General features: G+C 68.2%; 15 protein-coding genes and 1 pseudogene. 9 read left to right on the plus strand and 7 right to left on the minus strand.

What is annotated here, in order from left to right:
• Nucleotides 1-220: pseudogene (locus FNH09_RS15785) on the minus strand (DnaA N-terminal domain-containing protein); the annotation flags it as partial.
• Between the two features lie 378 nt (nt 221-598).
• Between FNH09_RS15785 and rpmH the strand changes: the two are divergent.
• The 9 genes from rpmH (at nt 599) to FNH09_RS15830 (ending at nt 7,591) form a co-directional block, all read left to right on the plus strand.
• The gene (gene rpmH, locus FNH09_RS15790) at nt 599-736 is read left to right on the plus strand and encodes a 50S ribosomal protein L34 (protein WP_005482975.1); all 138 of its coding nucleotides are present in this window, start codon (nt 599-601) and stop codon (nt 734-736) included.
• A 19-nt stretch (nt 737-755) separates the two neighbouring features.
• A complete protein-coding gene (rnpA, locus tag FNH09_RS15795) occupies nt 756-1,127 on the plus strand; it encodes a ribonuclease P protein component (protein WP_162468639.1) in 372 nt (123 codons plus the stop codon).
• A complete protein-coding gene (gene yidD / locus FNH09_RS15800) occupies nt 1,124-1,489 on the plus strand; it encodes a membrane protein insertion efficiency factor YidD (RefSeq protein ID WP_152888308.1) in 366 nt (121 codons plus the stop codon). The genes rnpA and yidD overlap by 4 nt, the downstream gene beginning before the upstream one ends.
• 3 nt (nt 1,490-1,492) lie before the next feature.
• Nucleotides 1,493-2,788 (plus strand): membrane protein insertase YidC, encoded by a 1,296-nt coding sequence (yidC, locus tag FNH09_RS15805; RefSeq protein WP_162468640.1) that lies wholly within the window; start codon nt 1,493-1,495, stop codon nt 2,786-2,788.
• A gap of 15 nt (nt 2,789-2,803) precedes the next feature.
• Nucleotides 2,804-3,316, plus strand: a complete 513-nt coding sequence (locus FNH09_RS15810) for a R3H domain-containing nucleic acid-binding protein (RefSeq protein WP_162468641.1) — start codon at nt 2,804-2,806, stop codon at nt 3,314-3,316.
• A gap of 119 nt (nt 3,317-3,435) precedes the next feature.
• Complete coding sequence (gene rsmG, locus FNH09_RS15815) at nt 3,436-4,152, plus strand: 16S rRNA (guanine(527)-N(7))-methyltransferase RsmG (protein WP_162468642.1); 717 nt, start codon at nt 3,436-3,438, stop codon at nt 4,150-4,152.
• A gap of 332 nt (nt 4,153-4,484) precedes the next feature.
• Nucleotides 4,485-5,558 carry a ParA family protein gene (locus FNH09_RS15820; protein WP_152888366.1) on the plus strand — a complete coding sequence of 358 codons (1,074 nt, stop codon included), beginning with the start codon at nt 4,485-4,487 and terminating at the stop codon, nt 5,556-5,558.
• Entirely contained in the window at nt 5,555-6,667 is a 1,113-nt protein-coding gene (locus tag FNH09_RS15825; RefSeq protein WP_162468643.1) for a ParB/RepB/Spo0J family partition protein, read from the plus strand. Before FNH09_RS15820 ends, FNH09_RS15825 begins: the two co-directional genes overlap by 4 nt.
• A 306-nt stretch (nt 6,668-6,973) precedes the next feature.
• Complete coding sequence (locus tag FNH09_RS15830) at nt 6,974-7,591, plus strand: GNAT family N-acetyltransferase (protein ID WP_152888310.1); 618 nt, start codon at nt 6,974-6,976, stop codon at nt 7,589-7,591.
• A 92-nt stretch (nt 7,592-7,683) separates the two neighbouring features.
• On the opposite strand, the gene trxA is transcribed toward FNH09_RS15830, so the two are convergent.
• The 6 genes from trxA to murJ all read right to left on the minus strand — a co-directional run bounded on the left by trxA (nt 7,684) and on the right by murJ (nt 14,948).
• Nucleotides 7,684-8,016 carry a thioredoxin gene (gene trxA, locus FNH09_RS15835; protein ID WP_162468644.1) on the minus strand — a complete coding sequence of 111 codons (333 nt, stop codon included), beginning with the start codon at nt 8,014-8,016 and terminating at the stop codon, nt 7,684-7,686.
• A 39-nt stretch (nt 8,017-8,055) separates the two neighbouring features.
• Entirely contained in the window at nt 8,056-9,024 is a 969-nt protein-coding gene (gene trxB, locus FNH09_RS15840; RefSeq protein ID WP_162468645.1) for a thioredoxin-disulfide reductase, read from the minus strand.
• 179 nt (nt 9,025-9,203) lie between these two features.
• Nucleotides 9,204-10,121 carry an anti-sigma factor gene (locus FNH09_RS15845; RefSeq protein ID WP_162468646.1) on the minus strand — a complete coding sequence of 306 codons (918 nt, stop codon included), beginning with the start codon at nt 10,119-10,121 and terminating at the stop codon, nt 9,204-9,206.
• Complete coding sequence (gene sigM / locus FNH09_RS15850; RefSeq protein ID WP_152888312.1) at nt 10,118-10,843, minus strand: RNA polymerase sigma factor SigM; 726 nt, start codon at nt 10,841-10,843, stop codon at nt 10,118-10,120. The genes FNH09_RS15845 and sigM overlap by 4 nt, the downstream gene beginning before the upstream one ends.
• A gap of 27 nt (nt 10,844-10,870) precedes the next feature.
• Nucleotides 10,871-12,589, minus strand: a complete 1,719-nt coding sequence (locus tag FNH09_RS15855) for a protein kinase family protein (protein ID WP_162468647.1) — start codon at nt 12,587-12,589, stop codon at nt 10,871-10,873.
• Nucleotides 12,590-12,707: 118 nt separating this feature from the next.
• Complete coding sequence (gene murJ, locus FNH09_RS15860; protein WP_152888316.1) at nt 12,708-14,948, minus strand: murein biosynthesis integral membrane protein MurJ; 2,241 nt, start codon at nt 14,946-14,948, stop codon at nt 12,708-12,710.
• Between the last annotated feature and the right edge of the window lie 20 nt (nt 14,949-14,968).

The raw sequence follows: 14,968 nt of genomic DNA on the forward strand, positions 1-14,968 counted from the left end.
GGCTCTCGCTGACAATGGGGGCGAGGCGTCCTTCGAGCACGTTCTTCGCGAACTCGTTCGGCACGGCGAGCAGGGCCGTGTCCGCCACCAGCGCGAGCGGCTGGCAGCGCCGGATCCAGTGCTCGTCCTTGACCTCGACGCCCTGTCCGCGCCCCTCGCCCAGGAGTTGTTCGAGTACGCGTGGCCACACTGCGGCAAGATCGGCAGGTACGTCAGCCACAGGGCACGCTCTCTCACGGGGTCCCACGCGGTTGCGCTTGCGGGACGGATCGGGATTTCAAATCGGGTGGGGCAGGGGTCAAGGGAACGAATCGGAGTTCAGCCACGGTAGTCAGGGCAGCGGGTGTGGTTCAAGTTGTTGTCCCCAGCCTGTGGATAGTGTCCCTCAGCAAGCGCCGGTTTGACCGGATGGCGTAGCCCCGCGTACCGTAACCAGGTCGAGTTGTCGATGGCTGCTGCCGCCTGCCTCCGATGGGCACAGATCGCGTTTCGGTGATCGGGAAGCGGTGCACTCGGGCGAAACGCGAGCTACTCGTGGGCGCACGGTGACAGCCAGGACGGCACCCCGCAACTACCGATTGACTTCTGGAGCCCCCGAGTGAGCAAGCGCACCTTCCAGCCGAACAACCGTCGTCGCGCCAAGACCCACGGCTTCCGCCTGCGGATGCGCACCCGTGCCGGTCGCGCGATCCTGGCGAACCGCCGCAGCAAGGGTCGCGCCAGCCTGTCCGCCTGATTTCACAGGTCGTGACGTCGTGCTGCCTACCGAGCATCGGCTGAGGCGGCGCGAGGACTTCGCGACCGCAGTACGACGGGGTCGTCGGGCAGGACGCCCGCTCCTCGTCGTCCACCTTCGTAGCGGTGTCACGGACCCGCACGCGCCTGGGGAGAGCGCTCCCCAGACGCGTGCGGGTTTCGTCGTGAGCAAGGCCGTGGGTGGCGCGGTCGTGCGCAACAAGGTGAAGCGCAGACTGCGCCATCTGATGCGGGACCGAGTCGCCCTGTTTCCCCCCGGTAGCCTGGTAGTCGTACGAGCGCTGCCCGAAGCGGGCGACGCCGACCATGCACAGCTGGCCCGAGACCTGGACGCCGCAGTTCAGCGGCTGCTGGGAGGGGGCGCGCGATGAAGTACCCGCTGCTGGTTCTGATCAAGCTGTACCAGTGGACGATCAGTCCCTTGCTGGGACCGGTCTGCAAGTACTACCCGTCGTGCTCCCACTACGGCTATACGGCCATCGACCGGCACGGCGCGATCAAGGGAACGGCACTCACCGCCTGGCGCATCCTGCGGTGCAACCCGTGGTCGCTCGGTGGCGTGGACCATGTTCCGCCGCGCAAGCGTCCGCGGTGGCACGAACTGCTGCGCGACGCATGGCGCGCACGCAAGGGCGGGACCTCCGCCGCCGAACCGGCCACCGAGGGACAGGGGACGTCCGACCGCCCCTCGAGCCCGGCCGCAGAGACCCCGTCCCATGTCCAAGGAGCATGATTAGTGGACACGATTGCCAGCCTCTTCAGCTTCATCACGACACCCGTTTCCTGGGTCATCGTCCAGTTCCACTCGGTGTACGGGAAGGTCTTCGGCCCCGACACGGGCTGGGCCTGGGGCCTGTCCATCGTGTCCCTGGTGATCCTGATCCGCATCTGCCTGATCCCGCTCTTCGTGAAGCAGATCAAGGCGACCCGGGCCATGCAGACGCTGCAGCCCGAGATGAAGAAGATCCAGGAGCGCTACAAGAACGACAAGCAGCGCCAGTCCGAAGAGATGATGAAGCTGTACAAGGAGACGGGTACCAACCCGCTCTCCTCGTGCCTTCCCATCCTGGCGCAGTCTCCGTTCTTCTTCGCGCTGTACCACGTGCTCAACGGCATCGCGACCGGCACGACGATCGGTGTGATCGACGAGCAGCTGCTCGCCAGCGCCCGTAAGGCGCACATCTTCGGCGCCCCGCTCGCCGCGAAGTTCACCGACAGCGCGGCCGCGGTCTCCCAGCTCGGCGCCGACATCACCAACGTCCGGGTCGTCACCGCGATCATGATCGTTCTGATGTCGGCCTCGCAGTTCTACACGCAGCGCCAGCTGATGACCAAGAACGTCGACACGACGGTCAAGACGCCGTTCATGCAGCAGCAGAAGATGCTGATGTACGTCTTCCCGGTCATGTTCGCCGTCTTCGGTATCAACTTCCCGGTCGGTGTCCTCGTCTACTGGCTGACCACCAACGTGTGGACCATGGGCCAGCAGATGTACGTGATCCACAACAACCCGACCCCGGGTTCCAAGGCTCAGGCCGCGTACCTGGAGCGCCTGCACAAGCACGTCACGAACCACGGCAAGACCCGCAACCGCCGTGAGAAGGCCATCGTCAAGGCCATCGTGTCCAAGGGCCGCGACCGCAACGAGTTCGAGCGGAAGTTCATCAACGGTCTGAGCAAGGCCGGTCTCGCGGCGCAGGCCGACGGCAACGTGGCCAAGGCCGAGAGCCAGGTCGCCCTCGAGACCGAGGACGGCGTGTCGACGGCACCCGTGGCCAAGCGGCAGCAGCCCAAGCGCCAGACCAAGGCGCAGCGTCAGACCGGTACCGCGAAGCCGGCCGGTGAGACCGAGCAGCCCACGACGTCGCTGAGCAAGTCCGAGGACGAGCCGCAGGACGAGCCGCAGGACGCCAAGCCCGCTGCCGCGGCGAAGAACCCCGCCTCGAAGCCGGGTAACGGCAACAGCCGCAGCAGGGCCCAGTCCGGTCAGCGCAAGGGCCCGCAGCGCCCCAAGTCCCCGTCCAAGAAGTAAGAAGGAGCCCATCCCGTGACGGAAGGCACCACCTCCGCCGCTGTCGAGGGTGCAGACACCCTGTCCCGCCTGGAGCAGGAGGGTGAGATCGCCGCGGACTACCTCGAGGGTCTGCTGGACATCGCTGATCTCGACGGCGACATCGACATGGACGTCGAGGCCGACCGCGCCTCGGTCTCGATCATCAGCGACGCAGGCGGCCGGGATCTTCAGAAGCTGGTCGGCCGCGACGGCGAGGTGCTCGAGGCTCTTCAGGAACTGACCCGCCTGGCCGTGAACCGGGAGACCGGGGACCGCAGCCGACTGATGCTGGACATCGCCGGCTACCGCGCGCAGAAGCGTGCCGAGCTCTCCGAGCTCGGGGCCAAGTCCGCGGCCGAGGCGAAGAGCACCGGTGAGCCGGTGAAGCTGAAGCCGATGACCCCGTTCGAGCGCAAGGTCGTGCACGACGCGGTCAAGGCGGCGGGCTTGCGCAGCGAGTCCGAGGGCGAGGAGCCGCAGCGGTTCGTCGTCGTACTGCCCAACTGATTCGGTACGTACATCTCTCCGGCCCCGTCTGTTGCGCAGGCGGGGCCGATCTTTGTCAGCCTGATGGTTCTGGTGGTCGGCGCTCGGAGCGCCGATGCGGTACGGAAGGACGGTCCCCCGTGACGGAGGCAGCGGAGCTCCCCTCCGCGCCCGAACAGGCGCGTGAGGTATTCGGCGATCGCTTCGATGATGCGGTCCGGTACGCCGAGCTCCTGGCTGAGGCAGGAGTCCAGCGTGGGCTGATCGGCCCACGGGAGGTGCCACGCCTGTGGGAGAGGCACCTGCTGAACTGTGCGGTGCTTTCCGAGGTCGTACCCGAGGGCGTGACGGTGTGCGACGTCGGTTCGGGCGCGGGTCTGCCCGGTATCCCGCTGGCGCTGGTACGGGAGGACCTGAAGATCACCCTTCTGGAGCCCCTGCTGCGGCGTACGAACTTCCTGACCGAGGTGGTGGAACTCCTGGGGCTCGACCATGTGACCGTGGTCCGTGGTCGCGCGGAGGAGGTCATGGGCAAGGTTCAGCCGGTCCATGTCGTGACGGCCCGGGCCGTGGCTCCGCTCGACCGGCTGGCCACCTGGGGCATCCCGCTGCTGCGGCCGTACGGGGAGATGCTGGCGCTCAAGGGCGACACCGCGGAGGAGGAGCTCAAGAGCGCGGCGACCGCGCTGAGCAAGCTCGGCGCCGTGGAGACGTCCATCCTGCATGTGGGCGAGGGTGTGGTGGACCCGCTGTCCACGGTGGTCCGGGTCGAGGTCGGGGAAAGCCCCGGCGGCGTACGGTTCGCGGCGAAGCGTGCGAAGGCTGCCCGGACGAGCCGAACGCGGCGTCGCCGCTAGTACTGACGTCCACTGTGATGAGTGTCTCTGATCCTTCGTGAGGGTGAGACCTACTCCACACAAGCTTCCCCGTCTACGCGGCCCGGAGTGTCGCGAAGGCCCGGCCGCAACCGCTGTGCATCTTGTTTCACGTGAAACATCGCTCCCTGCTGCACGGAATCATCGGCCGAAGCCACGCCGCAGCCCAACCTCGCGACCGTAAGCCTCTTGGATCCCGCAGCGAGGCCCCTGCCTCCAGGGCCGAGATGTCCCTCGCGGGGGGCACGGAGTTGTCCACAGAGGTGGATTTCTCCACAGAACCCCAGGGCTCACTGGTTCACGACCCCGAAGACATGGGAGGCTCTGTTCATTGCGAGCTTGAAGTCGAGGAGAGTGAATCCTTGCGGTCCGACGCCAACATCGCGGGACCGATGACCGATCCGGTCCCCGGTCCCCGTACCGAGTCGATGGGGGAGGATGTTTCACGTGAAACACCGCCCCCCATGGACGACACACCGATCGGTCGTGCTGCCCAATTGGCGGTGGAGGCGCTCGGCCGCGCCGGCGAGGGTCTGCCACGGCCCCACCAGACCCGTGTCATGGTCGTGGCCAACCAGAAGGGTGGCGTCGGCAAGACGACGACCACCGTCAACCTTGCCGCTTCCCTGGCCCTGCACGGTGGCCGTGTCCTCGTGATCGACCTCGACCCGCAGGGCAATGCATCCACTGCCCTGGGGATCGACCATCACGCAGAGGTCCCGTCCATCTATGACGTCCTGGTCGACAGCAAGCCTCTGGCCGAGGTCGTCCAGCCCGTTCCGGATGTCGAGGGGCTCTTCTGTGCCCCCGCCACGATCGATCTCGCCGGTGCCGAGATCGAGCTCGTGTCCCTGGTGGCGCGCGAGAGCCGCCTTCAGCGGGCGATCCAGGCGTATGAGCAGCCGCTGGACTACATCCTCATCGACTGCCCGCCCTCGCTCGGTCTGCTGACGGTCAACGCGATGGTCGCGGGCCAAGAGGTCCTCATCCCGATCCAGTGCGAGTACTACGCGCTGGAAGGTCTGGGGCAGCTGCTGCGCAATGTCGACCTGGTACGGGGGCACCTCAACCCCGTCCTGCACGTGTCGACCATCCTGCTCACCATGTACGACGGCCGGACCCGCCTGGCGTCCCAGGTCGCGGAAGAGGTGCGCACCCACTTCGGTGAGGAGGTGCTGCGGACGAGCATTCCCCGCTCGGTCCGTATCTCCGAGGCGCCGAGCTATGGGCAGACGGTGCTGACCTACGATCCAGGATCGAGTGGTGCCCTCTCCTATCTTGAGGCGGCACGAGAAATCGCGCTGAGGGGTGTGGGCGTCCGGTACGACGCGACGCACGCCCACATCGGCGCTCCGAGCGACCCGAACATGGTGGAGGGGATCCAGTGAGTGAGCGACGGAGGGGGCTGGGCCGCGGGCTCGGCGCGCTGATCCCTGCTGCGCCGACGGAGATGACACAGGCTCCGCCTGCCATAGGGGGAGCCGCAGCCGCGGCTTCCGGGCCGGCTCCGGTGCTGACCGCGGACCGCGGTGTGGCCGCGGCCAAGGTGGCCACGCTGCCGTCTGTTTCACGTGAAACAGACGATCTGCCGCTGAGCGGTTCCGCGGACACGCCCGCGCCTCCGGTGGGTGCACACTTCGCCGAGCTCCCACTCGACTTCATCACGCCGAACCCTCGGCAGCCGCGTGAGGTATTCGACGAGGACGCCCTTCAGGAGCTGATCACCTCCATCAAGGAGGTCGGTCTCCTTCAGCCGGTCGTCGTGCGTCAGCTGGGTCCCGCGCGCTATGAGCTCATCATGGGCGAGCGGCGCTGGAGGGCCTGCCGCGAGGCGGGGCTTGAGGCGATCCCGGCGATCGTGCGGGCCACGGACGACGAAAAGCTTCTCCTGGACGCGCTCCTGGAGAACCTGCACCGGGCGCAGCTGAATCCGCTGGAAGAGGCGGCGGCCTATGACCAGTTGCTGAAGGACTTCAACTGCACCCACGACCAGCTGGCTGACCGCATCGGCCGGTCCCGCCCTCAGGTCTCCAACACCCTGCGTCTACTCAAGCTCTCGCCGGCCGTCCAGCGCCGTGTGGCCGCCGGGGTGCTCTCCGCCGGACACGCCCGGGCACTGCTCTCGGTCGACGACTCGGAGGAGCAGGACCGTCTGGCTCACCGGATCGTGGCCGAGGGTCTCTCGGTGCGCGCCGTCGAGGAGATCGTGACCCTCATGGGGTCGCGGCCGCAGACGGCACAGCGAGCCAAGGGACCGCGAGCCGGAGGGCGGGTCTCTCCCGCGCTGTCCGACCTCGCGACTCGTCTCTCGGACCGCTTCGAGACCAGGGTGAAGGTCGACCTGGGGCAGAAGAAGGGCAAGATCACCGTGGAGTTCGCCTCCATGGAGGATCTGGAGCGGATCCTGGGATCGCTCGCTCCGGGCGAGGGTCCGGTACTTCAGCAGGACCTTCAGGAGGACCTTCAGGAGAGCGAGTCCGCCGACTCGGAGGACTGAGCCCGCATGGGCCAGCCAGAGCAGGTCGTGTCCGGTGTATGCCGGAACACGGCCTGCTCTTTGCTTTCAGGCGGTATCGACGTAATCGCATCGTGGATACGATGCGAGGGGGTAAGACGCATTCACCTTTGGCAGCACCTCTGATGGGGAGGCCGGGGCCATGCGAATGATGAGCCGGACCGGACTGGTGAGCGTGGCGCTCGGACTGGGCGCGGTAGGCGGGTTCGTCGGCAGCTTGCTCAGGGAACGGAACGTTCTGGCAGCCGCCCGCGAGGCCGCGGGCGAAGGAAGCGAGGAACAGCCTTCATGGGGCGTCGGCTCGTACCGCTCACGCTGGACAACGTTCAGGACCTTCCCCAGCGCTGTCGCTCGTGTGTCTTCTGGGAGCTGGATCCTGTCAGCGGTGAAGCCGCGCTGAAGGCGGGTACACCCGCTATGGAGAAGGAAGCCTGGATCTCCGGGGTCCTCCTGGACTGGGGATCGTGCGGTCGGGTCGTCTACGTCGACGATGTGCCGGTGGGCTTCGTGGTCTACGCGCCGCCCGCTTATGTGCCCCGCTCCACGGCCTTTCCCACAAGTCCCGCCTCGCCGGACGCCGTGCAGTTGATGACCGCCTTCATCATGCCGGGTTACCAGGGGCAGGGGCTGGGCCGGGTGATGGTGCAGACGGTGGCCAAGGATCTGTTGCGTCGTGGCTTCAAGGCGATCGAAGCCTTCGGTGACGCCCGCTGGAAGGAGCCGGCCTGCGTGCTCCCTGCCGACCATCTGCTCGCCGTGGGCTTCAAGACGGTCCGCCCGCATCCCACGTATCCGCGACTGCGGCTGGAGCTGCGGACGACGCTCTCCTGGAAGGAAGACGTGGAGATGGCGCTGGACCGCTTGCTGGGAGCAGTGCAGAAGGAGCCGGCGCTGCGGCCGCTGTAGCTACGGCCGATATGAGAATGGGCCAACCCATCGGGGTTGGCCCATTCGTGTTTCACGTGAAACATGCGCCGTCGATGAGACGGCTTCGCACGCTACTCGGCGATGAAGTCCTCAAGGTCGCGGACGATCGCGGCCTTAGGCTTCGCGCCGACGATGGTCTTGGCGACCTCGCCGTTCTGGTAGACGTTCAGCGTCGGGATCGACATGACGCCGTACTTGGCAGCCGTGTCCGGGTTCTCGTCGATGTTGAGCTTGACGACCTCGATCTTCTCGCCGTACTCGGCGGCGATCGCCTCGAGCGAGGGCGCGATCTGGCGGCAGGGACCGCACCAGGCGGCCCAGAAGTCCACCAGGACGGGCTTGTCGCTCTTGAGGACGTCCTCATCGAAGGAGGCGTCAGTCACGTTCTTCAGAGTGCCGGCCACAGCGGGCTCCTTACTGGTTATGCGTGGGGAGGATGGGGGTCAGACAGAGGTCGTCTCGGGCTCGGCCTGCTCTTCGTCGGCCAGAGCGGCGAGGAAGCGCTCGGCGTCGAGGGCGGCGGAGCAGCCGGTGCCGGCAGCGGTGATCGCCTGGCGGTAGGTGTGGTCGACCACGTCACCGGCGGCGAAGACACCTGTCAGGTTGGTTCGCGTGGACGGTGCGGCGACCTTGAGGTAGCCCTCGTCGTCGAGGTCGAGCTGGCTCTTGAACAGCTCGGTACGCGGGTCGTGGCCGATCGCGATGAACAGGCCGGTGACCGCCAGGTCGGACAGCTCGCCGGTCTTGAGGTTGCGCAGCTTCAGGCCGGCCAGCTTCGGGTCGCCGTGGATCTCGGCGACCTCGCTGTCCCAGACGAACTTGATCTTCGGGTCGGCGAAGGCACGCTCCTGCATCGCCTTGGAGGCGCGCAGGGTGTCACGGCGGTGCACGATCGTCACGGACTTGGCGAACCGGGAGAGGAAGGTCGCCTCCTCCATCGCGGTGTCACCGCCGCCGATCACGGCGATGTCCTGGTCCTTGAAGAAGAACCCGTCACAGGTGGCGCACCACGAGACGCCGCGGCCGGAGAGCGCGTCCTCGTTGGGCAGACCGAGCTTGCGGTGCTGCGAGCCGGTGGTGACGATGACGGCCTTGGCCTTGTGGATCGTGCCCGAGGTGTCCGTGACGGTCTTGATGTCACCGGTCAGGTCGACGGAGACGACATCGTCCGGAACCAGCTCGGCGCCGAAGCGCTCGGCCTGGGCACGCATGTTGTCCATGAGCTCGGGGCCCATGATCCCGTCGCGGAAGCCGGGGAAGTTCTCCACCTCGGTGGTGTTCATCAGTGCGCCACCCGCGGTGACGGCGCCCTCGAACACCAGCGGCTTCAGCGACGCGCGTGCGGTGTACAGCGCCGCCGTGTAGCCGGCGGGCCCCGAACCGATGATGATCACGTTACGGACGTCGCTCACGACTTGATTCCTCGTCTCTGGACTGCGTCGTACGGCCGGTGGAGACCCTGTCGAGACTCTCACCCCACCCAACGGATCCTAAGGGGCGCGCATTCCCGCTGTGTCCGGGCACACCCAGACGCGTCACCGAACGGGACACCACAGAGGAAGGAGAGAGGCCTGAGGCGCGGTGTGCGGGCTCAGGAGCGTGTGTAGGAGTGGGTGAGCAGCACCTTGGCGGGGGCGGCCGACGGCCGACTCAGACAGGTCGCATCCACGATGTAGACGGTGACCCGGGTGCTGTCGGAGGGGTTGGGAAGCACCACGAGGAGGGCGTCCGTGCCCTGATAGATGCCCTGCTCGGTCGCGAGTGCCGCGTCGTTGCGACCGATGCCCTTCTGGATGCAGGGCGGGATCGTGGCCTGGCGGAGGATCTTCGGTTTCACCGTGCCGGGAGCGGACTCCGCACCGAGGCTGTTCGGGGCTTCCGAGCTGCCTGTGCTCTGGGCGAGGAGCGTGGCGACCTGGCCCTCGAGCTTTCCTTCGGAGAAGGTGTCCGCGGCTTTGGACTGGTGCCCGCGGGCCGTGTTCCCGGACGAGGGGTTGTTCCAGAGGGAGGACAGCAGTATCGCGCCCAGGGTCAGGACGGCGGCCGTGCAAGCCACCCCCAGGACGACCACCCTGCGGCGCCCGCGCACCCGGCCGCTCCTGCGTCCTGGTCCGGTGGAGGCGGTGCGCGCATGGCCCGAGGGGCGGTCCGTGGTAGCCGATGTTTCACGTGAAACACGCGTGCTGTCCCCAACGGGCCGAGCGGACCGAGGAGGGGCCGTCGGTGCCGAGAGGCCGCCCGCAGTGGGTGCCGTGGCGTCGAGCAGCGCCTCGGCGGCGAGAGCGGCGTCGATACGGGCCGCGACCTCGGCGGGCATACGGGGCGGTCCGGGGACCGTCCCGAGCAGTTCCCGGATCTCCTCCAAGGAGGCGTGGACATCCGCGCAGAGCTCGCACCTGTTCAGATGCCGGCGTACCTGCGCGGTGCGGGCCGGTGACAGCAGACCTTCGGTGAGGTCGGAGATCTCCGCGACATCCGGGTGCCCGGCCATGTCCGTCGTGGATGTCACGCTCGCCCACCTCCGCCCTTCACAGCAGCTGAGTCGCTTGATCCCGGATCACGGGAATCCTTCTCGTGCGGTCCCGCTGCCGGTGGGACGGATGTCCCCTCCGCCCGGTTCCGCCCCTGGCTCACAGAGCTGTCGTCACCGGCTTTTTCCGGCCGCAGATGAGTGAGCAGGGGCAGGAGTCTGGCTCTGCCCCGGGCGCAGCGGCTCTTCACCGTCCCGGTCGGTACGTCGAGCACACGGGCGGCCTCGGCGACGGGGTAGCCCTGCATGTCGACCAGGACGAGAGCGGCCCGCTGATCGGGCGGGAGCGTCCCCAGCGCCTCCAGGAGCTCGCGGTGCAGATCGTTGCGCTCGGCGGGGGCCGAGGCCGACTCGTGCGGCTCCAGCAGCTGTTCCAGACGCTCGGTGTCGTCGACCGGCGAGGTCTTGCGGGAGGCCGCCTTACGGGCACGGTCGAGACAGGCGTTCACCGTGATGCGATGCAGCCACGTCGTGACAGCCGACTGACCGCGGAAGGTGTGGGCGGCCCGGTAGGCGGAGACGAGGGCGTCCTGGACGGCGTCAGCGGCCTCCTCGCGGTCGCCCAGAGTGCGCAGCGCGACCGCCCAGAGGCGGTCGCGATGGCGCCGTACGAGCTCACCGAAGGCGTCCGGATCACCCTCCGTATGGAGGGTGAGGAGGTCCTGATCGCTTCTGTCGCCGTACGCGGTGCCATCTGCCATCGGACCCCCTCCCCCTTCGGCGAGACGTCAGCCCGCGAACTTCACATCGGTGATGGCCTGCTTGTAGCCGGGACCGCTGTACCCCTTCTGGCCCGAATAGGGCATGGCAGTCATCCAGACGAGCACGTACCGGGTCTTCACCGCCTTCTTGGCCGTGATCTTCAGCTCGGTGCCCGAGGTCTGGCCCTTGGCGAACTGCGTCATGGAGCTGAGAGGTGCCGACGACGACAGCGAATCGGTGGCATACAGGGACACCGTCGTGTGGTCGCCGCCGTAGTCCAGTCCTATCGAGGCTTCCGACACGCTCTGGGCGGAGCCCAGGTCGTAGACGATGCCCACGCCCTCCTTGTAGGGAGCGAGCTCGGGCCCGTCGGAGAACCGGTACGAACGCCAGTAGGTGGAAGGGTCGCCGTCATAGGTGAGCTTCACTTCGTTGGCGTGCTGGGGCTTGCCGTCCGGGTAGTACTCCGTCGCATCCCGGATGGTGATCGGCTTGGGGTCGGGCCTGGGCGACTCACTGGCCTTGTCGCCGTCGTCCGTCGTCTGACTGGTGTCGTCGGGCGAGTTGCTCTGGTCCATCAGGGCGTCCGCCAGCTGCCAGCTGCCCAGGCCGAGAGCGGCGATCAGAAGCGCCGAGACAGCCCACTTCAGAGCCTTGCCGGTACGGCTCTGCAATGGCGGCGGCGGGGTCGGTGGCAGCGTCTGGGTGACCCCCGGATGCGCTGCAGGGCGCCCGTAGGTGCCCTGCTGGTACGTCGTGCGCTGGTACTCGGGCGGTCCCGTGAACGCCGGCTCCGGCGGACGGATGCGGGGCATCTCGCCGATCGCCTTCACCAGCTCCTCGGGCGTCGTGCACGCGGCCTCGTGACGGGATGCCGTGGCGCCGTCGTTGGCGAGCGCGCGCATGGCCAGTTCGGACAGCCCGCGGTGGATGTTGGCACGCACCTGGTCGGGTGCGATGAGGCCGACGTCCTTGGGCAGGCCGGACAGGCCGTAGGCGTCGTTCTCGTACGGCCAGCGCTGGGTGAGGGCCGCGTACAGCAGGGCACCGATCGCCTCGGTGTCCGTGCGCTGCGGGGTGTCGGAACTGATGCCGCGCAGCGCGGCGTTCACGGCGAGGCCGCGGATGCGCCACTGCCCGGTGGAGGTGCGCAGCACCGCGTTGGGGTTCAGGCGCAGATGCGCGAGCCCCTCACGGTGGGCCGCGGCCATCGCCCCGGCGATCTGGCTGACCATCTGGTAGGCGTCGTGCGGCTCCAGCGGGCCGGCGGACAGCAGCGCGGTCAGCTCGGTCGCGTCGGGCAGCCACTCGTGGACGACATAGACGAGGTCGTTCTCCTCGACGGCGTCCAGTACCTGCACGAACCGGGGATCACCCAGCAGTGCCGACGAACGGGCGGCGGCCAGTACCGAACGGGCCCGCGTATGGTCCGCCGGCAGGATGTGGACGCCGACGGCGCGACGAAGTTTCTCGTCGACCGCGCGCCAACTGCTGAATCCGTCCAGACGGGTGACGCACTCTTCGAGGCGGTACCGCCTGGCGAGTTTGTGGCCGCTGTGCAGTTCGGGCGGTGAGGCCTTCTCGGGACTCTCGGTCCCGCCACTCCCCTGTGCCTCGTCGATGTCCGTGTCCCGCTCCCGGTTCTGGGCCACCCCGTCGGCCGTGGACTGGTCCGCCTGCGCGGCCGGCGGCTTGTCGCCACCGTTGTCTGCCACGTCGACGGCAGCCGTACTACGTTCTGCCACCGTCGTCCCTGCCTCCCCATCCATTGCGCGCCCTACGACGTCGAATCCAATTGTGCCCACAGTCCGCTGCTATGCACGACACACGATGGCGCACGATGGTTGTGCGCCTACCCCCACTTCAGCGCCCCAGGCGCCCGCGCACCATGCCGACGAGGGAGTTGAGTTCCTCGATGCGCATGCGGCGGGCCGCCAGGTAGAAGACGCCGAGCAGAACGACACCGCCGACCAGCAGAGCGGCGAAGGAACCCGCGGCCCCCTGGCCGATCGTCTGCGCGATGCCGTAGCAGGCCGCTCCCGCCAGCAGGGCGGCCGGTACCGAGGCGATGCACAGCCGCGCGTAGGTGCGCAGCACCCGAGTGCCGTCCAGGTCGCCGCCCAGACGCTTGCGCAGCCGGTGCCAGGCGATGCCGACGCCGATGGCGTAGGCCAGGCCGTACGCGGCGGCCATGCCGACCACGGCCCAGCGCGCCGGGACCAGGAAGTAGCACAGCAGCGAGGCACCCGCGTTGACCGCGGCCACGATGACCGTGTTGTAGAAGGGGGTCCTGGTGTCTTCGTAGGCGTAGAAGGCACGCAGGACCACGTACTGCACGGAGTAGGGGATCAGACCGAGGCCGAAGGCCATCAGCATGAAGCCCATGTTGGTGGCCTCGCTGGTGCCCGAGGAGCCGAAGATCAGCGTGCACATCGGGATGCCGAGCGCGAGGAAGCCGAAGGCGATGGGCACGATCGCGACCGCCGTGGTGCGCAGACCCTGGGAGATGTCGTCGCGGACGGCGCCGCCGTCCCCCTCGGCCGCCGAGCGGGAGATCCGCGGCAGCAGCGCGGCCATCAGGGAGACGGTGATGATGGCCTGCGGCAGGCCCCAGATCAGCTGGGCGTTGGCATAGGCGGCGAAGCCGGTGCCCGCGACGCCGGAGTCCTTGCCGGCGGCGGTGGACAGCTGAGTGACGACCATGGCGCCCGCCTGGTTGGCGAGGACGAACAGCACCGTCCACTTGGCGAGCATCGCGGCCTTGCCGAGGCCGTGGCCCTTCCAGTCGAAGCGCAGCCGCAGCCGGAAGCCGGTCTCCCGCAGGTACGGGATCATCGCGAGGGCCTGGACGACGAGGCCGAGCAGGACACCGATGCCGAGCAGTCGCTGACCCTCCGGCGGGATGTTGCCCGCCGTCATCCCCGAGCTGCCCGCGGTGCCGTAGACCCAGATGAACATGCCGAGGGTCACGATGATGACGATGTTGTTCAGGACCGGGGTCCACATCATCGCGCCGAACCGGCCGCGTGCGTTGAGGATCTGCCCCATCACCACGTGCACGCCCATGAAGAAGATCGAGGGCAGGAAGTAACGGGTGAAGGTGACGGCGACGCCGTTGGCCGCGGGGTCGTTGGCGACCGGGATCGAGAGCATGCGGACCAGCAGCGGTGCGGCGAACATCGCCAGCGCCGTGAGCAGGCCGAGTGCCACCATCACCAGGGTCAGCAGTCGGTTGGCGAAGGCTTCGCCGCCGTCCTCGTCCTCCTTCATCGCCCGCACGAGCTGCGGGACGAAGACCGAGTTGAGGCCACCGCCGACGGTCAGGATGTAGATCATCGTCGGCAGCTGGTAGGCGACCTGGAAAGAGTCGCCGAGCAGGCCGAGACCGAGGGCGGAGACGATCAGCGCGGAGCGGACGAAGCCGGTGAGGCGGGAGACCATCGTGCCCGCGGCCATGACGGCGCTCGACTTCAGCAGGCCCGAGGCCCGCCCGCCCTTCTTCGCGGCGGGAGCCGGCGCGGGAGCCTCGGCCGCGGGCGGCGTCGCCGGTGCCTGGTGGTGCCCCACGGGCCCCTGAGCCGCCACCGGGGAGGTGGCAGGTCCGGGCGCGGCCATGGCGTCCACCTGCGGGCGTACGGAGCCCTGTTGCTGGTCCTGGAAGAGGTGGGCGAAGGCGTCCGTCTCGTGACGCTCCTCACCGGCCCGGGTCACCAGGTCGTCGACGCCCACGAACTGGGTGGTTCGGGGGTCCTCGCCGAAGGGCAGGTACTGGGTCGGACCGGCCGGCTCCGGCGCGGGGGGCTGTGCCCAGACCCGCGGGTCGGGAGCGTACGGCGACTGCTGCGGCTGGCCGTACAGCGGCTGCTGCGGCTCGTACGTGCCCGGCGGCGGCGGAGGGTGCGCGGCACGGTCGTAGAGCGCCTCGGCGACCGGATCCTGGGCGGAGAGGTCCTGTGCCCGGTAGGGGTCCTGGTCGTAGGCGTCCTGGAGGTACATGTCCGCCGGGTGCTGCGGCGGCACCTGGCCATGCTCGGGCGGCGGGCCCTCGGGGTGGCCCGAGCCGCCCGCGGCCTGGCCGCGGTCACCGTCGTACGGCGCGTTCATGGTTTACCCCACCTCATCGT

The organism is Streptomyces adustus (genome assembly GCF_009377175.1).
Taxonomy (GTDB): Bacteria; Actinomycetota; Actinomycetes; order Streptomycetales; family Streptomycetaceae; genus Streptomyces; species Streptomyces adustus.